Here is a 19086-nt window from a genome sequence, read left to right on the forward strand (position 1 = left end):
TTGAAATAGATGTCGCTGATCTGATCGCAACTGATAACTCCGGTTTTCAGAGGTTTCACCGGATTAGCTCTCCGATTTGACGCCAACGTATTCTGGCAGATAGCGCGGTGGCATTGGCCCTTTGTTCCGGCCGCCCTGCTGCATCTGTTCCCAGCCATGAGACAAGACGCCGACCGAGCGCGCGAGGCAGAACAGTCCACGAGAGAGCGGGGGTGGAAAACCCAGTTCGCAAAAGATAACAGCCGTGGCCCCATCGATATTCATCGCAATCTCAGTACCGCGCTTGCGTCCGATTTCCGCCTGAACCGCTTCACCGATGTCGGCAAACCGCCCATCTACTGTACCCGACTTTGCGGCCTCGCGTACCAACGCCATCAACCGCGGTGCGCGGGGATCGACGGGCTTGTGGAAACGGTGGCCAAAGCCCGAGACAATCTTGCCATATTCCTCACGCCAGGCGGCGATACCGTCGCTGACGGCAGCGTCCTGCTCAGCGCCGTCATCGATCCGTTTGGCAATGTCAAAATAAAGTTCGGCGCATTGTTCACCGGCGCCGCCATGCACGTCACCCAGCATGTTGACCCCGGTGGCTATGACATTGTTGAGCCCCAGCCCGCAGGTCGCGGCCATACGTGCGGCAGCAATCGAAGGCGCTTGTGGACCATGATCCACGCCCGCCACCAGCGCACATTCAAAAAGCGCCGCCTGTTCTGGCGTGGGCATATCGCCCCGCACCATGAGCCAGATCATCTGAGCAAAGCTAACGGAACCTATAAGGTCCTGGATTGGGTGGCCGCGAAAGGCGATCCGTCCTGGAGCCATGTCGATAATTGCGGTGCGCCACCAGTGGCGCATGTCATCGGCATCTTTGGGCTCTGAGGGGGCCGTCATATCGCGCCTTCCTTTTTCAGGCCCGAGATCTGGGCTTTGTCATAGCCAAGTTCGCTCAGGATATCGTTTGTATGTGCGCCCAATGCAGGGGGTGGAGAACCGACGCTAGGGGCCACGCCATCAAGCTTGGCACCGATCCCGACAAGTTGTAGATCCTGCTCGCCAATGCGGTGGGTTTGCAGGAGGCCCCGGTCGGCAAGTTGCGGATGCGCCAGCGCTTCGGGCACTGACCAGACCGGCCCTGTGGGAACGCCCTGCACCGTCAGTCTTTCAACCCACTCATGGGTGGGGGCCGTGGCAAAGGCCGCCTCCAGTTCGGCGGTCAGGGCGGATCGATTGGCCAGTCGGCTCTTTCGGTCGACAAAGCGTGGATCCTGCGCCAGGGCCGGGTTGCCGATGATCTCGCAAAGGGCCTCGAACTGTTCTTGTTTGTTGGCGGCGATGTTCATCACTCCATCAGCGGTTTTGAATGTGCCGGACGGGCTGGAGGTGAAATTATCATTGCCGTTCGGGGTAGGTGTCTTGCTGGCGATCAGATGGTTCGAGACCACCCAGCCCATTGTTGCAATCACGGCTTCCAGCATTGAGACGTCAATAAAAGTGCCGCGATCTTCGGCCTTATTGGCCAGGGCCGCTGCAACGGCAAAGGCAGCCGTCATACCTCCGATGGTGTCGGCCATCGGGTAGCCCACCCGGTAGGGGGCGGTGTTGGCATCGCCAGTGATCGACATCACGCCACTCATTCCCTGTACGATCTGGTCATAAGCGGGCAGTTTCGCCAGCGGGCCATCCTGACCGAACCCGGAGATAGCACAATAGACAAGACGGGGGTTTTCGCGGGCCAGCGTATCATAGTCAAGGTTCAAGCGTGCCATCACCCCGGGACGGAAATTCTCGACCAGGACATCGGCCTTTTGCACCAACTCCTTCAGGATACGTTTTCCGGATGCAGATTTCAGATTCAGGGTGATTGACCGTTTGCCAGGATTTTGCGCCAGAAAGGATACGCCCATCAGATCGGCGTTGCGCGCGGGATCAGCCCCAAGCTGGCGCGCAAGATCACCGGTGCCCGGTGTTTCGACCTTGATCACGTCGGCACCCATATGCGCCAGTTGATGGCAGCAGAACGGACCGGCCAGCACATTGGTCAGATCAAGAATGCGAATGCCCTTCAAAGGTGCCTGCGTCATTGTCCGCGCCCCTCGTGTACAACCTTGGCTGCAGTGAAAAACTCGCGGCAATAGCTGCCTTTTTCCGGAGCGCCATAGGATGATCCTTTTCGGCCGGTAAATGGCGCGTGGAAATCCATGCCTGCCGTGGGCAGGTTGACCTGTATCATGCCTGCCTCGGCGTTCTGCGAGAAATGGTCGATCTTGGCGGCATCCCGCGAGACGATGCCTGCTGACAAACCGAATTCGCAGTCGTTGGCGGTGGCAAGGGCGGCGTCATAATCCGGTACGCGCAACACGGCAGCGATTGGGCCAAAGATCTCGTCACGGGCCACTGCGGCCTGTGGGGACACATCCGTAAACAGGGCTGGAGCAAAGTAATGTCCGGGCGTTTTGGATTCGACTTCACCGCCACCTGCGGCAAGTGTCGCGCCGTCATCCACAGCTTGAGAAACGTATCGTTTGTCGATAGCCAGCTGCGCCTCACTGGCCACCGGGCCAATCTGGGTATCTGCTGCACGTGCATCACCGATCCTGAGGTCTTTCATTGCCGTACAAAGACGGTCGACAAATGCGTCGTGAATTCCCTCAGTCACGATCAGGCGGGAGGAGGCCGTGCATCGTTGGCCGGTTGAGAAAAAGCTGCCCTGTAATGCGCAGTGAACCGCCAGATCCAGATCCGCGTCATCCAGCACAATCAATGGGTTCTTGCCCCCCATTTCAAGCTGCATTTTGGCCCCGCGGGCGAACAGCGCTGCCCCCATATTGCGTCCAACAGGTGTGGAGCCGGTGAACGTGACCCCAGAAACCTTAGGGTGTGTAACGATCGCCTCCCCGACCTCGCGGCCTTTGCCCATCACAAGGTTGAACACACCGTCGGGCAGGCCTGCACGGGCAATGATGTCGGACAACATCCAAGCCGATCCGGGCACCAGTTCGGCAGGTTTGAACACGACCGTATTGCCATAGGCCAGAGCGGGCGCAATTTTCCATGCCGGGATAGCCAGCGGGAAATTCCATGGTGTGATCACGCCCACGACGCCAATTGGCTCGCGCAAAACCTTGAGTGACACACCTTCGCGCAGAGATTGGTAGATATCGCCGGTCGTGCGATAGGCCTCGGCTGCGAAGTATTTGAACAGATGTCCGGCGCGATGCGCTTCCGCCTTGGCCTCGGGCAGGGTTTTGCCTTCTTCGCGGGCCAGCATGTCGCCCAGCTCGTCCACACGGGCGAGGATTTCCGACCCGATGCGATCCAGGGCTTCGAATCGTATCAGGGGCGATGCCGCGCGCCATTTCGGAAAGGCGGCAGCCGCGGCTTCGATCGCTTGGGCGGTCTGGTCGGCACTAGCCTGAGCATAATCGCCAATCGTGTCGTTCAGGTCCGAGGGGTTGATATTGGTCGCGGCACCGCGGCCAGCGGCCCATGTTCCGGCGATATAATTGGGGAACAGATTGACAGTCATAGAACTTCCTCAAGAACGGGTCGCCATCCGATATCTTCATGCCGGTGGTCCACAGTATTGACGTAAAAATAGGTTGGGCCATGATAGCCTCGGCATGCCCGTCCGTCCGCGCGGTGGGCGACAGGTTCGACCGTCCAGCTGACTGCCCCGAACCAGTTCCACAATTTGTTGTGTGCGGAATTCAGATGATCCGGGCTAAGCGGCTTTGCACTGTTGGTCGGGTCCGGCTGAGGCGCGCTCAAGGCGCCGCCACCGCCCACCAACGCATCCCACTCATTGGGCCCGGTCGCACCAAGGTAAGGGTCATCATGGGGCGTATCACCACCGGTCAGCAACCGGCAGCGAAACGGCTTGCCATCAATCGACACCTCTGTGCCAAAGACATAGCCGGCATCATCCAGATCTTGCCAGCTGACGCGGCTCATAAGCATCCGGTCGGCCACCAGATACCGGGTACCTCCCTGCTGAAACACATGCCAGTTCAGGCGCTCTGAAGGGTCCTGGGGGCTGTCTGTGAGAGCCCAGTTGTTCCAGTCAGGATCACGCTCGAATTCCGGGAGGTTGCCGGGTTGCAGACCCTCGTATGGACAAAGCGCTGCTAGATCCGTGATCCAGGGGCGGGTTGCCGGAGCAAGGATCTGTCCTGCATGTGATAACCCACCCAGCTGCCAGGTTCCGATATATTCCATCATTGTTCTGTCACCGACCTCGTGCGGAAGCGCCGCAGAATCCGGAACAGCATTTCCGCCGCCAGGAATTCCGTGCGCTCTGAGGGATCAAGCGGTGGTGAGACCTCGACAATGTCCAAACCACCCAAGGGGGCCTCGGCCAAACCATCCAGCAAATCATAATACTGACGAGGTGTAACGCCGCTGTGCACGATAGACCCTGTGCCGGGCAGGTAACCGGCGTCCATCGCATCAATGTCAATGGTCAGATAAAGTTCGTCGCACCCCTGCATGGCGTGAGCAAGCGCCTGGCGCATGACCTCTGCCGCGCCCATTTCATGCACGTCACTGGACGAAAACACCCGACCACCCTGTTTTTCGATCAGGTCCAGATCGCCGCCATCAACCCAGCCCGCGATGCCGATCCAGACCATATTGGATACATCAACGTTGGGCAGTTCAGAAATCCGGCGGGCATTGGTCGCGTGATTGTGGCTGCCCCATGCGCCCAGCCGGTCGGAGAAATCCAGATGACCGTCGATCTGGATATACCCAAAGCGCGCGTCAGGCGCGCGTTTGGCCAGCCCGCGTGAATACCCCAGACAAGCCGGATAACTGTTATAATGATCACCGCCCAGTGCCAGTGGAATCGCGCCTGCGACAGTCAGCCCTTCGGTCATTGCGGCGATGGCTTCGGTCGTTGCATCAACATCTTGCGCTGTGATCTCGGCGTCTCCGCAGTCGACCAACCAATCGGTTGCAGGCACAGTACGGCGGCTTGTGTCAGGATCAATGCTGGGCCCCTGCGGGCGTATGGATTGCAGAAGAGTTGTCGCCCTGCGCAGTGCTTCGGGGCCGAACCTTGTGCCAAGACGGCTGGAATGTGTCCAGTCGCTCGGCATGCCCACCACGCCGATCTGGTCCGCGTGGGCGTCGGCCACGTCGCGCAAAGGCCCATCAAACAGCCGGTATCCCGGTTGAGCCAAGGGCGGGTGGAATGTCGTAATCGCTGCAGTCATGTCAGTACATTTTCCTCTGAAGTTTGGCTGCTCGGATGATCGATCCCAAATCCAAGACGCGCGTAGATGAATGCCAGAAGGGCCGTGACCATAAGGCGTTGGCCAACCTTCACCACGCCCATTCCGGGCCTGTTCGGGTTCAGGCCAGTCAACATAATGACGCTGACCTCGTGCTGTCCCAAAAGCTCAAGCCATTGCACCACTGTATCAAGATCGCAGCCCCCCAACCGGGGCTGATCACAAAGCGCGCTGAGCGATGTTTCAAACACGGACAGATCAAACCGCACAAACAGCGGCTTTGATACATCTCGCCACCTGGAAAACGCTGCGAGCTGTGCGGTAGTACCCAAAGAGCAGGTCGTGCCCTTCCCATTCGGCAAGGGCGCTACATGAAAATCGCGCGCATCATGTGGCGTACCGCCAAGCTGCGCAGTCTGACAATTGAGGAGCGCGCTCTGCACTGTCTCCGACAAGCGATCCGACCCGCCCAATATTACGGCACAGGCACCGTTGCGGCTGATCTGACGCGTTGCCGCCCTCAACGCCGCGTGGATCTCGTCCTCGGACCCCGGCGATACATCTCCGAGGTCACAGAGCCGCTCATGCAGACCGTCGGTCGATATGTCTTGTCGTGCATCAATATCAACCGGGTGGCTGAATTGTGGGTTTGCATGCCAGCCAAAATAGACCGAGGTTTCGCGCAAGGCGCGCGGCGCCAGGGATTGCCCGGCAAATGGTGCGCTGGTGTCTTCAAACGGGACGCCCAGCACCGCCAGATCGCCGGGTCTGACATCACTGATTGTTTTGGTCTGAGCGCGCATGAACGACAGATGCCCTGCCATGCGCGGCAATGGGGCTGAACGTAAAGGCATCAGCCTGCTCCTTTCTCAAGGCGGTCAGACACCTCCCGCAAGATCGCCAGTGCGGCGCGGACTTCCGTGCTGCCACGATTGTCCAGTGCCGGGGCAAGCCCGTAAATTGCTGCGGCGATTACGTTGCCTGGGGTGGCGACAATCTGCGCGGCCATCTGTGCGGGTGACAGCCCAGCCAGGCGGTGCGGGTGCGACACCCAATTGGCCGCCAGCTCTTGTAAATCCACAGACAGGATAACCGGTTGTACGTTGGGCAGATTGCCCGCAATGCCCCCGGTCACCTCAATGACAGGAACATCCGCCCCTGTGACCTGTCGTGCAGCGGTACCAAGCGCCTTTAGGCCGCTGGAATCGCCGCCAACCAGCACCAGTCGCGCACCGGTTTCCAGAACCGCCACACATTGCGAAACCACTGCGGAAAAATGCTTGTCCGGCTCAAGCGGAAATACATTCACATCCCCCAGGTCAATGGCATTTGCGGGGGCTTTTCCGTGTCCGGAGGCATATCGCAGCTGCCTTGCGAGATAGCGTTGCTCTGCTGCTGGTCGGCTGAGGTTGTCACAAAAATACCCTGCTATCGCGACCTGCCCAGGCACGAGGTCTTCTAGATCGCCAACAGGCACGCCCAGAAAACTGGGGATCGTGTCAAACTGAATTTGCGCCGCATCACCCATGACGCAATGCCGCGTTCAGGGTTTCGATGGCCGCCAATTCCGACATGCCCCGCGTGTCGAGGGCAGGCGCAAGGCCGGTTATCACAATGGCATGCCAACTGGAGGACATTGCGCCGATGACGGAAACCAACGTTTCGGGTTTCATCCCGCCGGGATTGAGGCCGACAGCACCGGCTGCATGCCCCAGATCAATGACCGATAAGTCGATCCAGAGAACGGCGCGCTCGGGTACATCAAGAGTGTTGGCCTGCACCTCATCCAACTGCCGGGCGGTACGCCAATCCATCATGCGCTGGCTGATCTGATCCCAAACGTCGGCAGGTTGCTCGCCGTTCAAACCCACCCAGGTCGTGTTTGACGGGCGTTCTATGAGATCACGTCGAGCCAGTGGCATGGCCGCGACGACGGGCCGGTCCGGAAAGGCCGCCAGTACAGCCGAGGCAACATCAGACGCGCCTCCCAGGACAACTGGCACAACGTCGCGATCCGCCATTTGTGTCACAAGCTGCATTAATACGCCCAACCAATCACCGGACAGGTCCAGATTTCCCAGATCCCGACCATTTACAGGCAGGCTAGTCCCAAGCTGCCCGGTCATCTTGCGCAGCGCATCCGGTGCCAGGGAGGCGCCGTAACGCGGCCCGCTATCGACTTCGCTTGGAACACCCAAAAGCCCGACAGATCCTGCATCGCATTGCGAAACCTTGCCAAATGGCAGGCCGGCATAACCGGTTGTTATCATTTGTTTCTGCGCACTAATCATTGCCAGATGCCTTCATTATTTGCGATTTCCAATTGCGTTCAAACCAGCTATAAAAAGTGACGAATTTGCGTCGAAAGGTCTGCCGATGACTGACAAGCCCCGAACCCCGGACACAACAGGTGGTGTCGAAGCGGTTGAACGCGCATTGCGTGTGCTGGACAGCTTTAAGCCCGGTGATGCGGGGCTGTCTTTGAAAGAGGTCGCGGATCGCAGTGGTGTCAACAAAGCGACAATCCTGCGTCTGAGTGTTTCGCTTGAAAAGTTTGGCCATATCACGCGGGACGCCGAAGGCTTGTTTCACCTCGGGCCGTCGTTGTGGCGTCTGGGGTCCGTGTTTCGTCAGAACCTGCGCATGGGGCCTATTGTGCGCCCGGTGCTGGCGAACATGGTGAATGCAACGGGGGAAAGCGCCTCGTTTTACGTGCAACGCGGCAACTCCGGCGTTTGCCTCTACCGTGTCAATTCGCACAGGCTTGCGCGGGATCATGTCGAAGAGGGCGATATCATTCCGCTGAGCATTGGCTCGTCGGGCCGGGTGCTGGATGCCTATACTATTCGGCAAGGCAAACAGGCCACCAACATCCGAAAGGCTGGGTATTACCTCAGCCTTGGTGAACGTGATCCGGACGTCGCTGGATTGTCTGCTCCGGTTCTTGGGCTTGAAGGCGAGTTGCTGGGGGCTGTGAGCCTGTCGGGATTGCGCGTTCGCTTCAGCGAAACCGTTGTCGAAGGCTATCGCACTGCAGTTCTTGATGCCGTCCGCCAGATCCGGGTTAAGTTTGGCGAAAGATAAGGAACGCATCATTTGTCAGCATTCTTGCTGCGGCCAATCAACTGAACGCCGATAAGCATCCCAACCGACACGACAATCAGGCAGGTAGAGATTGCTGCAATGGTCGGATCAAGCTGATCGCGCAGGGAGTTGAACATGCGGCGGGTAATTGTCGCATTTTCCCCGCCCGAGACCAGCATCGAAATCACCACCTCGTCTAGCGACGTGATGAAGGCCAGAAAGGCCCCTGTCTGGATCGAGAATTTGACTTGCGGAACGGTCACCGTCCACAACGCATATGCCCGCGATGCCCCAAGGCTACGCGCTGCCAATTCCTGATCGAAATCATAATTTTGCAAGCCCGACATCACGGTCACGATCACAAAGGGCAACGCCAGTGCGGTATGGGCGATCACAATTCCGGTAAGCGTGTAATTGAGCCCCAGCTTTGCATAAAGGCTGAACACGCCTACGGCGATCAGGATCACCGGTACGACAATGGGCATGATCACGAGGATTTGCGCGGTGCTCCTGATACGTGGGGTGGAACAATGCAGGCCATAGGCACAAAGTGAGCCTAAAGGCGTCGCAATCGCCGTGGTCAACACCGCCGCTATTAGGGACGTCTTCGTGGCGCTCATCCATTCCGGGGAAGTGAAATAGGTCTCGTACCAGCGAAACGAAAACGACGTAGGCGGGAACTCCAGAAATGAGGCACCCGAAAACGACATCGGGATAACAATAAGCGTGGGTAGGATCAGAAAGAACAGCACCGCAATGCCAACTACCATCAGCCACAGACCATCTATTTTTCGTTGTCCAACTTGTTCCATGTTCAGATCCTTAGCGCATGAAGAGTTTGTCGAGGCCGAAGACACGGTTCATCAGCCAGATCATCGCCAGTGCCAGCAGCAGCAGGACAACGCCCAAGGCGGATGCCGCACCCCAATTGGAATAGACTGTGATGGTACTTTCGATCCGCTGTGCAAGCATCTGCACCTTGCCGCCGCCCAGCAAAGCAGGTGTGACGAAAAACCCAAGAGACAGGATGAAGACCAGCACGATACCGGCAAAAAGGCCCGGTAGGGACATCGGGAAAAACACCCGCCAGAATGCCCCACGCGGACTGGACCCCAGCCCAACGGCCGCCCGGACGAGGTCGGTGTCAACGCCACGCATCGTGGCATAAAGTGGCAAAACCAGAAACGGCAGCATGATATGCACCATGCCAATGATTGATCCCGTGAGGTTGTGCGCCAGCTGCAGCGGTTCCTGGATTACGCCGAGCTTCATCAGCGACGAATTTATGACTCCATTACGCTGCAACAGCACCAGCCATGCGTATGTACGCACCAGAACCGACGTCCAGAATGGAACCAGCACGAAAACCATCAGAATGGCAGCTGTTCTGTCCGGTACCTTGGTCAGCCAGTAACACAGCGGATATCCGAGAAGGACACAGATCACCGTCACAGCAATGGTGATCTGAAAGGTGACAACAAAGGTCCGCCGATACAAAGCACTTTCAAAGATACGCGCATAGTTCTCCATGCTCAGCTCGCCCGCCGCATTGTAAAACGAGAGCGAAGACAGCCAGAAAATTGGCAGGAACACGACAATTAGAATCGCGAGAACCGCGGGCATCGAAAGCCCCAAAAACGTCAGGCTTTCACGGCGTTCTTCGGATTTGAGCGTACTTGCGTTCTGAAGCGTCTGAGCAGCCCCGTTGAGCTCAGCGACGCTCATGATACATGTTCCGGTACGATGATCGTGTCTTCGGGATGCAGGGCAAGGCCAATTTGCTCTCCCTTGGAAGGCAGCCCAGTCTGGCCAGCGCGATTGGCAGGGACGCGTACGTTAATCTCACCTGCGTTGTCGTTCTGAACGATAACCAGCACACTGTCGCCTTGATAAATGATGTCGTTGACCCGGCCGGATAAATCATTGGCAGTTTCAGGCACAGCACCTGAGGTGACCTCCAGCAACTCAGGCCGGATAACCAAGCGATGACCACCACTTCCCTGTGCAATGGGCAAATCAGATTTCAGCAAACTTTCGCCAAGGTGCGCCCGATCGTTGGCCACCTTCACTGGTGCCGACATGGATTCACCGACAAAATCCGCCACAAAGAAACTGTGAGGCTGGCGATACAGCCGCTCAGGTGTCTCTACCTGCTCGATCCGCCCATGATTGACCACTGCAATCCTGTCTGACATCGTCAGGGCTTCGCGTTGGTCGTGGGTTACATATACTACGGTCGCATCCAATTTTTGATGGAGCGCCTTCAATTCAATCTGCATATGTTCGCGCAGTTTTTTGTCGAGCGCGGACAGAGGCTCATCCATCAGGATGATCTGCGGCTCGAAAACCATGGCGCGGGCCAGAGCCACGCGCTGTCGTTGGCCGCCAGACATTTGGGTGATGCGCCGATCCCCATAGCCGCCAAGCTGTACGGTATCCAGCGCACGCTCGGCGCGGGTCTTTTGATCGCTTTTGGAAACGCCACGGATTTTCAGTGGGTAGGCGACGTTCTCAGCCACGGTCATGAATGGAAACAACGCATAGCTTTGAAAGACCATGCCAAGGCCGCGTTTATGCGGCGGTGTCGCGATCATTTCGCGATCGCCGAACCGGATCGACCCGCCATCAGGGCGTACAAATCCGGCCAGTGCCATCAGGAGTGTCGTTTTGCCCGAGCCCGATGGCCCAAGCAATGTCAGGAATTCGCCTGCAGCAATATTCAGCGACACATCATCAAGTGCTTTGACCGCTCCATAGGCCTTGCTGAGGCTGGATATATCGATGGGAAGGGATTGGTTGGCAGAGGACATGCTGGCTCCTAACTTGAAAATGGGCGCAGTGCACATTGCGCTGCGCCCAATTGGTTTACTGCTGGATCAGCGTGTCAAACTCTTCAGTCAACTCACCCAGCTGGCCGATGTAAAAGTTCGGGTCGACCAGAAGCTGCTTGTCGTAGTTGCTGGGATGCGTGTTGACCGACAAAGCCTGCTCTCCCGAGATAATGCCGGTGTCGAATGCACCCGTGTTCACCGGGCCCAGCGGCATCGTAACCGCCAACCGCGCCTGCGCTTCGGCACTGAGCAATTCATTGATCAGGCGCATCGCATTCTCGACGTTTGGCGCGCCTTTGGGCACCAGCAGGCAATCGACATCCATCGTGCCACCATCGAATGCATAGGCGACATCAATGCCGGACTCGATCACACTCTCCACGCGGTTATGGCCCATATGGATCACGTCCACCTCACCATCACGCAACAATTGTGCAGACTGAGAACCGCCACGATACCAAACGGTGACTTCGGGTGCGATTTCTCCCAGTTTGGCCCAGGCGCGCGCCATGCCCTCATCCGTGGCCAACACATCGTAGACTTCCGCCATAGGCACACCATCGGCCATTAAGGCAGCCTCAAGGTTGTAGTTCACCTTGCCGTGCATGCCGCGATTGCCGGGGAAGTTTTCCAGATCCCAGAACTCGGCCCAGTTGGATGGTCCGGCTCCGTCAAAGGCGTCGGTGCGATAAGCAATCACTTTGGTGAAGTTGATGAAGCCGATGTAGTTTTCATGGATCAGCTCTTCAGGGATACCCGTTGTGTCAACGATCGAATAATCAATCGGCTCAAGTTTGCCTTCTCGGCTGAGTGTTTCGCACGAGGGCAAGTCCTGCTCTGTTACATCCCAAGCGACAGCACCCGCTGTGATCTGTGCGCGCACGTCCTGAATGCCGTTTGTCGTGTCTTCCTTGACCGTGACGCCCAATGTGCTGGCGGCAGGTTCTAGCATTGCTGAGCGTAAAGCATCCTGAAATGATCCACCCCAGGACGCAAACACCACTTCGCCTTCTGCGTAGGCTGGCGCAGCAATGGCCAGACTACCGGCTACGAGGCCCATGGTGAGCGTCAATTTTACGTTATCTTTCATCGTGTCAGGCTCCTCCCTAACTGTTGGTTGGCTTGTGGGTCTGCGACATGAGCGACCAGTTCCCTTTATTCTTACGTTTCACTGAGCAAAACGTCATTTCGTTTCATCTAATGCCAATTCTGAAAATGGTCAAGGGTTCATTTGCATCTAAGGATCGACCTTCCCGCATTCGGCGTCGGAGAGCCGGGCAAAACGCCGTGTTTCGCCTTTATGCTCAATGTCCATCTCGCTTGGGTCTTGGGCATCTGGTATCGAAAGCGAACTTTCCCTGCCTCAAGTTCTTTGCCACCGAGCGAGGCTATTAAGGGGATTAGACGGAAGGCCATCTCTCATTCACATACCGTTGGTTGGCAAATTTGAATGGCAGCTTAGTAACTGTTTGCGCTAGTTGATCCCGACCGCAGCATTATGCACTTTGGGCTCTCTCCAGCCGTTCTCTGCACTTCGCACGAGTGGCTGGTCTCGAGGTTTCTTGCCATTCACTGCGTATCAAACGTGCAAGTGCTGGCCCTTGAGTAACCAGGACCGCTGTCGTCTAGCGGTTTGACGCGACGGGGCCCCGTATTGGCGAAAGCAAATATTGCCATGTTGCAGAGATGTTGCAGAAAACAAAAGCCGCCCCGGAGGGCGGCTTTGTAACTCTTTGATCTCTTTAAGAGATTTTGGCTCCGGCGGTAGGGATCGAACCTACGACCAATTGATTAACAGTCAACTGCTCTACCGCTGAGCTACGCCGGAACGGTTTGGGCGATATAGCAATCAGACTTTGCGGCGTCCAGAGGGTTTTGGCGGAATCTTATGAATTCGCGGGAAGTTTGTTGTCACATCGTTCAAATCGCGCGTCAGCCGATAATGCGCCGCAGGGAGATACGATGGATTTCCCTGTCAGATCAACAAGATGCGCCAGAACGTTGCGGGTTGCGGCGGGGATCAGGGCGCGGGGCGTGTCGGTGTAGATCGCGGCGGCAAGCGTTGCGGCGTCGGCGGGGCCGTGCGTAAGCGCCTCAAGAATTGCGGCTTCGCGGGTGCGCCGGTGGGCAACCAGCCAGTCAAGCCGCGCGTTCGGCGCGTCGATGGGGGCGCCGTGGCCGGGATAGAACGCACGCCAGCTGCGCGCTTGCAGGCGGGCGCAGGACGCCATGAAATCGGTCAGGTCGCCATCGGGGGGTGACACCAGCGAACTGGCCCATCCCATCACGTGATCGGCGGTGAAGCAGGCATCCTTCCAGGCCAGACACAGATGGTTGCCGATATGTCCGGGCGTGTGCAGCGCCTCAAGCGTCCAGTCGGGCGTGTGCAGGGTGGCCCCGTCGTGCAGTGTTTCGTCGGGCGCAAAATCCGCATCGATGCCTTCGCCGCCCCCCGCCAACCCGCCTGCGGCCAGCTGCGCCATCACATCACTGCGCCCGGCAGAGGCAGGGCCAAACGCATAGACCGGCGCGCCGGTCTTTTGCGACAGGGGCCGGGCCAGCGGGCTGTGATCCAGATGGGCGTGCGATACGATAATGTGGGTCACGCGCTGACCTGTGCCGATCGCGGACAGAATGGCCGCGAGATGCGCGGCGCTGTCGGGGCCGGGATCAATCACGGCAAGATCGCGCGTGCCCAACAGGTAGGTGTTGGTGCCGCGATAGGTCATCGGCGACGGGTTCGGCGCTACGATGCGGCGCAAACCGGTTTCCAGCATCTCGGCGATGCCGGTGGGGGGAACGAAACTGTCGGGTGGGCTTGTCATTTGGCTTTCTAACGGGCGGGCGTCGGGATAGGTATAGCGCATGTCTTTTGGATGGCTCAAACACTATATGCCGCGCGGTCTTTACGGACGCGCCGCGCTGATCCTGATCCTGCCGGTCGTGTTTTTGCAACTGGTGGTGTCCGTGGTGTTCATCCAGCGCCATTTCGAAGACGTGACAAACCAGATGACCCTGACCGTCACGCGGGAATTACGGCTGGTCTATAACGGGATCGAAACCGCACCTGATCCGGCACAGGCGCTGAGTTCGCTGGACCAGATCACCAAGACCCTGAACATGAAGATCGCATTTGTCGCGGCCGATGTGGTGCCCGATCAGAACCGGCGGCGCTGGTACGATTTTTCGGGCATCGTCGTAATCGATGTTCTGAAATCCAATCTGCCGCGGATGCAACGCATTCTGCTGCCCGACAACCGCGAGGTCATCACTTTTGCGCATACCCGTCACGGCGTGGTTCAGGTCGGGTTCGACAGGCGGCGCGTGTCGGCGTCCAACCCGCACCAGCTGCTGGTGAACATGGTGTTTTTCGGCGGGTTGATGACAGTGATTGCCTATTTCTATCTGCGCAACCAGTTGCGCCCGATCAAACGGCTTGCGACGGCATCTGAGGCGTTCGGACGCGGGCGGCATGTGCCCTATACCCCGTCCGGTGCGCTTGAGGTTCGGGCAGCGGGCAGCGCGTTTGTCGACATGCGCGCAAGGATCGAACGCCAGATCGAACAGCGCACATTGATGTTGTCCGGCGTCAGCCATGATCTGCGCACCCCCCTGACACGGCTGAAACTGGGCCTGTCGATGCTGGACGAGGACGACGCCGCACCATTGCTTCAGGATGTGGACGAGATGCAGCGTATGCTGGACGAGTTTCTGAGCTTTGCCAAAGGCGCGTCCGAAGGTGAACCCGAAAAGGTGGATCCGCACCTTCTGGTGGCCGAGATCGTTGCCGATTACGATCGCAGCGGACAGAACGTGACCTGTGTGGACAGCACCGGCACGGGCGAGGTGCGCGTGCGCCCGATTGCGATCCGCCGAGCCCTTGAAAACTTGATCGGCAACGCGGTGCGCTATGGCACCCGCGCCGAGGTATCGGTGGCGCTGACCGACAAATCCCTGCGCTTTCGCGTGGAAGATGACGGCCCGGGCATCCCGCCCGACATGCGCGGCGAAGCGATCAAGCCGTTCATGCGTCTTGATCCGTCGCGCAATCAGGACAAGGGCAGCGGCGTGGGCCTTGGCCTTGCCATCGCCGCCGACATCGCCCGCGCCCATGGCGGCGTGCTGCGTCTGGGTGAAAGCGACCGACTGGGCGGCTTGCGCGCCGATATCGTGATTGCGCGCTAGGGTCGGATTGGTGCAGTCGTTCTCGTTTCACAGATAGCGAAATGCTGGTAGGCCCGGAGGGACTCGAACCCCCAACCAAAGCGTTATGAGCGCTCTGCTCTAACCAATTGAGCTACAGGCCCGACCTGTGCCTGTGGTTAGCAGACAGAACGTCTGCGTCAAGCCAAACCGTTGCGCGCGCCGTCACAATGCTCTAACCCCGCGCCAGAGCAATCCGCAGCAGCAAGGGTCGGGCAATGAGCGACGCAAAGAACGGTATCACATACGCACAGGCCGGAGTTGACATCGATGCGGGCTACGCGCTTGTCGATCGGATCAAACCGGCGGCGAAACGGACCAACCGCAGCGGCGTTATGGCCGGGCTGGGCGGATTCGGCGCGTTGTTCGATCTCAAGGATGCAGGATACAGCGATCCGGTTCTGGTGGCTGCCACCGACGGGGTGGGCACCAAGCTGCGTATCGCCATCGACACCGGCAATGTCGACGGGGTCGGCATCGATCTGGTGGCGATGTGTGTGAACGATCTGGTCTGCCAAGGGGCAGAGCCATTGTTTTTTCTTGATTATTTCGCAACTGGCAAACTGGAAACAGATGTGGCCGCGCGCATCATCGAAGGCATTGCCGAAGGCTGTGTACAGTCAAACTGTGCGCTTATCGGTGGGGAAACCGCGGAAATGCCGGGCATGTATCCGGCGGGTGATTTCGATCTGGCGGGATTCTCCGTCGGCGCGATGGAACGTGGCGCAGATCTGCCGCGCGGCGTGATAAAAGGCGATGTGCTGCTGGGGCTGGCCAGCAACGGGGTGCATTCCAACGGTTATTCGCTGGTACGCAGGATAGTCGAGATTTCGGGGCTGGGCTGGGACGATGCCGCGCCGTTTGCGGATGGCCCGCTGGGCACGGCGCTGCTGGCGCCGACGCGGCTATATGTGCAACCGGCACTGGAGGCGATCAGGGCAGGGGGTGTGCACGCGCTGGCCCATATCACCGGTGGCGGTTTGACAGAAAACTTGCCCCGCGTGCTGCCGGACAATCTGGGCGCGGACATCAATCTGGATGCCTGGGCGCTGCCGCCGGTCTTTGCGTGGATGGCGGGTGTGGGCAATATTGCTCCGCTTGAAATGCTCAAGACATTCAACTGCGGTGTCGGAATGGTGCTGGCGGTGGATGCCGATGCCGCCGACGACCTGCGCGCGCAACTGGGTGCAAGTGGCGAACAGGTGATTGATCTGGGCACCGTCACGGCGGGGGCAGGGGTGCGTTACACGGGCAGCCTGATTTGAAGAAACGAGTTGCCATCCTGATTTCGGGCGGCGGATCGAACATGATCCGGCTTGTCCAGTCGATGCAGCGCGACCCCGATCATCCCGCAACGCCCTGTCTTGTGCTGTCCAACAGGGCCGATGCGGGCGGTCTGGCCAAGGCGCGCGCGATGGGGGTGCCCACGGCGGTGGTAGATCACCGCCCGTTTGGCGCGGACCGTCAGGCCTTTGAAACCGAACTGATGATGCCGTTGATGGATGCCAAGCCCGATATCGTCTGTCTGGCGGGATTCATGCGGGTGCTGACCGGTGAATTCGTCGATTACTGGCGCGGCCAGATGCTCAATATCCATCCGTCTCTGCTGCCGAAATACAAGGGTCTGCACACCCATGCCCGCGCTCTGGCGGCAGGGGATCGCGAACACGGCTGCACCGTGCACAGGGTCACGGCCGCGCTGGATGACGGCCCGTTGCTGGGGCAGGCGCATGTGCCCGTACTTCAGGATGATACGCCCGAAACACTGGCCGCCCGCGTGCTTGAGGCCGAACACCAGCTTTATCCGGCTGTCCTGCGCCGGTTCGCGGCGGGCGACACCTCGTTTCTGGACATCTGACGTAACGGCAACACCGCTTTCCATCTGCGGGGCGTATCGCTATGACTGTGGAATTGGGTGTGACCCAACCGATTGAAAAAGAAGACGCTTGTTTATGAAAACCCTGACAACGACCCAAGAGCTTGCCGATTTCTGTGCGCAGGCGCGTACACATCCCTATGTCGCACTCGACACCGAATTTCTGCGCGAACGCACGTATTATTCCAAATTGTGCCTGATCCAGATGGCGATGCCGGGCACCGATGACAGCAATGCCGTTCTGGTCGATCCGCTGGCGGGCGATATGTCGCTTGAACCGCTTTATGATCTGTTTCGCGATACATCTGTGGTCAAGGTGTTTCACGCCGCGCGTCAGGATCTTGAGATTTTCTGGGTCGATGCGCAGGTGTTTCCCGAACCGTTGTTCGACACACAGGTCGCGGCCATGGTCTGCGGCTTTGGCGAACAGGTCGGGTACGAAACGCTGGTGCGCAAGATCGCCAACAAACCGGTTGATAAGACATCCCGTTTTACCGACTGGTCGCGCCGCCCGCTAAGTGATGCACAAAAAACCTATGCGCTGGCCGATGTGACCCATCTGCGCCAGATCTACGAATTTCTGGCTGCCAAACTGGAAGAAACCGGGCGTGCCCGCTGGGTCGCCGAAGAATTGCAGATCCTGACCAATCCCGACACTTATGATATCGCCCCCGTCGAAGCCTGGCGGCGGATCAGAACCCGCACAAACAGCCCGCGGTTTCTTGCGATTGTCCGTGAATTGGCGGCGTTTCGCGAATCCTACGCGCAAAGCCGCGATATCCCGCGGTCCCGCGTTTACAAAGACGATGCGCTTGTTGAACTGGCCTCGACCAAACCGAAAACGATGGAGGATCTGGGGCGTTCGCGTCTGTTGCTGCGCGAAGCGCGCAGAGGCGATATCGCCGATGGTATTCTGGCCGCTGTCGCTGCCGGGCTGGCCTGTCCGCAAGACGGGCTGCCCGAACCCGATCGCAGCCGCGAAAAGCTTCAGGTCAATCCGGCCTTGGCGGATCTGCTGCGCGTTTTGCTGAAGGCCAAGACCGAAAGCGCGGGCGTCGCCGCCAAGCTGATTGCTCCCTCTGCCGATCTGGATGCAATCGCTGCAGGACTGCGCGATGTGCCCGCACTGACAGGATGGCGCAACGAGGTGTTCGGAGAAGATGCCTTGCGTCTGTGCGACGGCAAGATCGCCCTGACCGCCAAAGGCAGCGCCATCAAGATCGTACCGCTGTAAGCGACCCGCGCAAGATGCCTGCCTAGCGGCTGGACACTTGCGCGTTTTGCCGGCCTTCGACGCGGATTGAGCGGATACCGGCCAGATCCTGTTCCGTCACACGCCGCGCGACCGTGATTTCGCGGGTTCTTTCCGGTCCGCCCAGCCGCGCACCGGCAGGCAGATTGATGTCAAAGCGAAAGGTCAGAACCCCGCTTGACGTGGTTGCTTCGTCGATCATCGGAAACAGGAATGCATTATAGCCGCCCTGGTATTGCGACACGCCGGTCGCGCGGATGATGGCCCCGCCGGGAATGCGTTCGATCTTGAGTTCGGTGATCGTATCGATGGGTGTACCGGAATAGACATATTCGGCTTCGCGCCGGGTGCGCCTTGTGTCGGGGACCAGCGGGTTGCTCGTGCCGTCACTGGCCTCGACCGGTACAGACCGGCCGCCACCGAACCAGTTGAACGGGTTCCATCCGGAATCGGAAAATCCGCAACCGCCCAGCAAGGATGCGACGATCACAAGCGTTGTCATTGGTCTGCGCATGGGTACTGCCCCTTTCGTCTTTGTCCATCGGGTTATCGCATCTGCATCCACTTGAAAAGCGCGAAGGCAGGTCTGGACGTTTGCGCCCTCGCGCC

At 58.7% G+C, this 19086-nt stretch carries 19 protein-coding genes and 2 tRNA genes; 5 read left to right on the forward strand and 16 right to left on the reverse strand.

What is annotated here, in order from left to right; all coding sequences use genetic code 11:
- Positions 1-63 precede the first annotated feature (63 nt).
- From OLX72_RS15390 to OLX72_RS15425, 8 genes are read right to left on the reverse strand one after another with little or no spacing between them, the layout of a single operon-like run.
- Positions 64-891 carry a citryl-CoA lyase gene (locus tag OLX72_RS15390; protein WP_097803172.1) on the reverse strand — a complete coding sequence of 276 codons (828 nt, stop codon included), beginning with the start codon at positions 889-891 and terminating at the stop codon, positions 64-66.
- Complete coding sequence (locus OLX72_RS15395; protein ID WP_114870336.1) at positions 888-2081, reverse strand: CaiB/BaiF CoA transferase family protein; 1194 nt, start codon at positions 2079-2081, stop codon at positions 888-890. The genes OLX72_RS15390 and OLX72_RS15395 overlap by 4 nt, the downstream gene beginning before the upstream one ends.
- Entirely contained in the window at positions 2078-3526 is a 1449-nt protein-coding gene (locus OLX72_RS15400) for an aldehyde dehydrogenase family protein (RefSeq protein WP_433989030.1), read from the reverse strand. Before OLX72_RS15400 ends, OLX72_RS15395 begins: the two co-directional genes overlap by 4 nt.
- Positions 3523-4218, reverse strand: coding sequence for a hypothetical protein (locus OLX72_RS15405; RefSeq protein WP_097803169.1), 696 nt, complete (start codon positions 4216-4218; stop codon positions 3523-3525). The genes OLX72_RS15400 and OLX72_RS15405 overlap by 4 nt, the downstream gene beginning before the upstream one ends.
- The gene (locus tag OLX72_RS15410) at positions 4215-5213 is read right to left on the reverse strand and encodes an agmatinase family protein (protein ID WP_114870334.1); all 999 of its coding nucleotides are present in this window, start codon (positions 5211-5213) and stop codon (positions 4215-4217) included. The genes OLX72_RS15405 and OLX72_RS15410 overlap by 4 nt, the downstream gene beginning before the upstream one ends.
- Positions 5210-6085 carry an arginase family protein gene (locus tag OLX72_RS15415; protein WP_097803167.1) on the reverse strand — a complete coding sequence of 292 codons (876 nt, stop codon included), beginning with the start codon at positions 6083-6085 and terminating at the stop codon, positions 5210-5212. The genes OLX72_RS15410 and OLX72_RS15415 overlap by 4 nt, the downstream gene beginning before the upstream one ends.
- Positions 6085-6759: a hypothetical protein gene (locus OLX72_RS15420; RefSeq protein WP_097803166.1), complete on the reverse strand. Its 675-nt coding sequence runs from the start codon at positions 6757-6759 to the stop codon at positions 6085-6087. The genes OLX72_RS15415 and OLX72_RS15420 overlap by 1 nt, the downstream gene beginning before the upstream one ends.
- Entirely contained in the window at positions 6752-7501 is a 750-nt protein-coding gene (locus OLX72_RS15425) for an arginase family protein (RefSeq protein WP_205388908.1), read from the reverse strand. Before OLX72_RS15425 ends, OLX72_RS15420 begins: the two co-directional genes overlap by 8 nt.
- A gap of 106 nt (positions 7502-7607) precedes the next feature.
- Here OLX72_RS15425 and OLX72_RS15430 point away from each other — a divergent pair, with 106 nt between their 5' ends.
- The gene (locus OLX72_RS15430) at positions 7608-8315 is read left to right on the forward strand and encodes an IclR family transcriptional regulator (protein WP_114870332.1); all 708 of its coding nucleotides are present in this window, start codon (positions 7608-7610) and stop codon (positions 8313-8315) included.
- Between the two features lie 8 nt (positions 8316-8323).
- Here the strand turns inward: OLX72_RS15430 and OLX72_RS15435 are convergent, their stop codons facing one another.
- The 6 genes from OLX72_RS15435 to OLX72_RS15460 all read right to left on the reverse strand — a co-directional run bounded on the left by OLX72_RS15435 (position 8324) and on the right by OLX72_RS15460 (position 13971).
- Positions 8324-9127, reverse strand: a complete 804-nt coding sequence (locus OLX72_RS15435) for an ABC transporter permease (RefSeq protein ID WP_097803163.1) — start codon at positions 9125-9127, stop codon at positions 8324-8326.
- Positions 9128-9137: 10 nt separating this feature from the next.
- Positions 9138-10040, reverse strand: a complete 903-nt coding sequence (locus OLX72_RS15440) for an ABC transporter permease (protein WP_097803162.1) — start codon at positions 10038-10040, stop codon at positions 9138-9140.
- Complete coding sequence (locus OLX72_RS15445; protein ID WP_433989031.1) at positions 10037-11161, reverse strand: ABC transporter ATP-binding protein; 1125 nt, start codon at positions 11159-11161, stop codon at positions 10037-10039. Before OLX72_RS15445 ends, OLX72_RS15440 begins: the two co-directional genes overlap by 4 nt.
- 19 nt (positions 11162-11180) lie before the next feature.
- Entirely contained in the window at positions 11181-12236 is a 1056-nt protein-coding gene (locus tag OLX72_RS15450; RefSeq protein WP_097803160.1) for an ABC transporter substrate-binding protein, read from the reverse strand.
- A gap of 663 nt (positions 12237-12899) precedes the next feature.
- Positions 12900-12974, reverse strand: a tRNA-Asn gene (locus OLX72_RS15455).
- A gap of 58 nt (positions 12975-13032) precedes the next feature.
- Complete coding sequence (locus OLX72_RS15460) at positions 13033-13971, reverse strand: MBL fold metallo-hydrolase (RefSeq protein WP_114872277.1); 939 nt, start codon at positions 13969-13971, stop codon at positions 13033-13035.
- 40 nt (positions 13972-14011) lie between these two features.
- Between OLX72_RS15460 and OLX72_RS15465 the strand changes: the two genes are divergently transcribed.
- Positions 14012-15331: an ATP-binding protein gene (locus OLX72_RS15465; protein ID WP_114870305.1), complete on the forward strand. Its 1320-nt coding sequence runs from the start codon at positions 14012-14014 to the stop codon at positions 15329-15331.
- 45 nt (positions 15332-15376) lie between these two features.
- On the opposite strand, the gene OLX72_RS15470 is transcribed toward OLX72_RS15465, so the two are convergent.
- A tRNA-Ile gene (locus tag OLX72_RS15470) sits at positions 15377-15453 on the reverse strand.
- Between the two features lie 114 nt (positions 15454-15567).
- On the opposite strand from OLX72_RS15470, the gene purM reads away from it, so the two are divergent.
- The 3 genes from purM (at position 15568) to rnd (ending at position 18459) form a co-directional block, all read left to right on the forward strand.
- Positions 15568-16614, forward strand: a complete 1047-nt coding sequence (gene purM / locus OLX72_RS15475) for a phosphoribosylformylglycinamidine cyclo-ligase (RefSeq protein WP_433989032.1) — start codon at positions 15568-15570, stop codon at positions 16612-16614.
- The gene (gene purN, locus OLX72_RS15480; protein ID WP_114870303.1) at positions 16611-17207 is read left to right on the forward strand and encodes a phosphoribosylglycinamide formyltransferase; all 597 of its coding nucleotides are present in this window, start codon (positions 16611-16613) and stop codon (positions 17205-17207) included. Before purM ends, purN begins: the two co-directional genes overlap by 4 nt.
- A gap of 94 nt (positions 17208-17301) precedes the next feature.
- A complete protein-coding gene (gene rnd / locus OLX72_RS15485) occupies positions 17302-18459 on the forward strand; it encodes a ribonuclease D (protein WP_114870302.1) in 1158 nt (385 codons plus the stop codon).
- Between the two features lie 22 nt (positions 18460-18481).
- On the opposite strand, the gene OLX72_RS15490 is transcribed toward rnd, so the two are convergent.
- Positions 18482-18991 (reverse strand): hypothetical protein, encoded by a 510-nt coding sequence (locus tag OLX72_RS15490; RefSeq protein WP_162798005.1) that lies wholly within the window; start codon positions 18989-18991, stop codon positions 18482-18484.
- Positions 18992-19086 lie beyond the last annotated feature (95 nt).

Origin of the sequence: Sulfitobacter sp. TBRI5 (assembly GCF_051013555.1) — a bacterium.
In the GTDB taxonomy this organism is placed as follows: domain Bacteria; phylum Pseudomonadota; class Alphaproteobacteria; order Rhodobacterales; family Rhodobacteraceae; genus JL08.

Bases quoted from the DNA above. Each gene is read 5' to 3' on its own strand.
- OLX72_RS15430 (WP_114870332.1), top strand. From the start codon at position 7,608: ATGACTGACAAGCCCCGAACCCCGGACACAACAGGTGGTGTCGAAGCG.
- OLX72_RS15460 (WP_114872277.1), bottom strand. From the start codon at position 13,971: ATGACAAGCCCACCCGACAGTTTCGTTCCCCCCACCGGCATCGCCGAG.
- OLX72_RS15425 (WP_205388908.1), bottom strand. From the start codon at position 7,501: ATGATAACAACCGGTTATGCCGGCCTGCCATTTGGCAAGGTTTCGCAA.
- OLX72_RS15435 (WP_097803163.1), bottom strand. From the start codon at position 9,127: ATGGAACAAGTTGGACAACGAAAAATAGATGGTCTGTGGCTGATGGTA.
- OLX72_RS15405 (WP_097803169.1), bottom strand. From the start codon at position 4,218: ATGATGGAATATATCGGAACCTGGCAGCTGGGTGGGTTATCACATGCA.
- OLX72_RS15440 (WP_097803162.1), bottom strand. From the start codon at position 10,040: ATGAGCGTCGCTGAGCTCAACGGGGCTGCTCAGACGCTTCAGAACGCA.
- OLX72_RS15390 (WP_097803172.1), bottom strand. From the start codon at position 891: ATGACGGCCCCCTCAGAGCCCAAAGATGCCGATGACATGCGCCACTGG.
- OLX72_RS15465 (WP_114870305.1), top strand. From the start codon at position 14,012: ATGTCTTTTGGATGGCTCAAACACTATATGCCGCGCGGTCTTTACGGA.
- OLX72_RS15400 (WP_433989030.1), bottom strand. From the start codon at position 3,526: ATGACTGTCAATCTGTTCCCCAATTATATCGCCGGAACATGGGCCGCT.
- OLX72_RS15420 (WP_097803166.1), bottom strand. From the start codon at position 6,759: ATGGGTGATGCGGCGCAAATTCAGTTTGACACGATCCCCAGTTTTCTG.
- OLX72_RS15415 (WP_097803167.1), bottom strand. From the start codon at position 6,085: ATGCCTTTACGTTCAGCCCCATTGCCGCGCATGGCAGGGCATCTGTCG.
- rnd (WP_114870302.1), top strand. From the start codon at position 17,302: ATGAAAACCCTGACAACGACCCAAGAGCTTGCCGATTTCTGTGCGCAG.
- OLX72_RS15490 (WP_162798005.1), bottom strand. From the start codon at position 18,991: ATGCGCAGACCAATGACAACGCTTGTGATCGTCGCATCCTTGCTGGGC.
- OLX72_RS15395 (WP_114870336.1), bottom strand. From the start codon at position 2,081: ATGACGCAGGCACCTTTGAAGGGCATTCGCATTCTTGATCTGACCAAT.
- OLX72_RS15450 (WP_097803160.1), bottom strand. From the start codon at position 12,236: ATGAAAGATAACGTAAAATTGACGCTCACCATGGGCCTCGTAGCCGGT.
- OLX72_RS15445 (WP_433989031.1), bottom strand. From the start codon at position 11,161: ATGTGCACTGCGCCCATTTTCAAGTTAGGAGCCAGCATGTCCTCTGCC.
- OLX72_RS15410 (WP_114870334.1), bottom strand. From the start codon at position 5,213: ATGACTGCAGCGATTACGACATTCCACCCGCCCTTGGCTCAACCGGGA.
- purM (WP_433989032.1), top strand. From the start codon at position 15,568: ATGAGCGACGCAAAGAACGGTATCACATACGCACAGGCCGGAGTTGAC.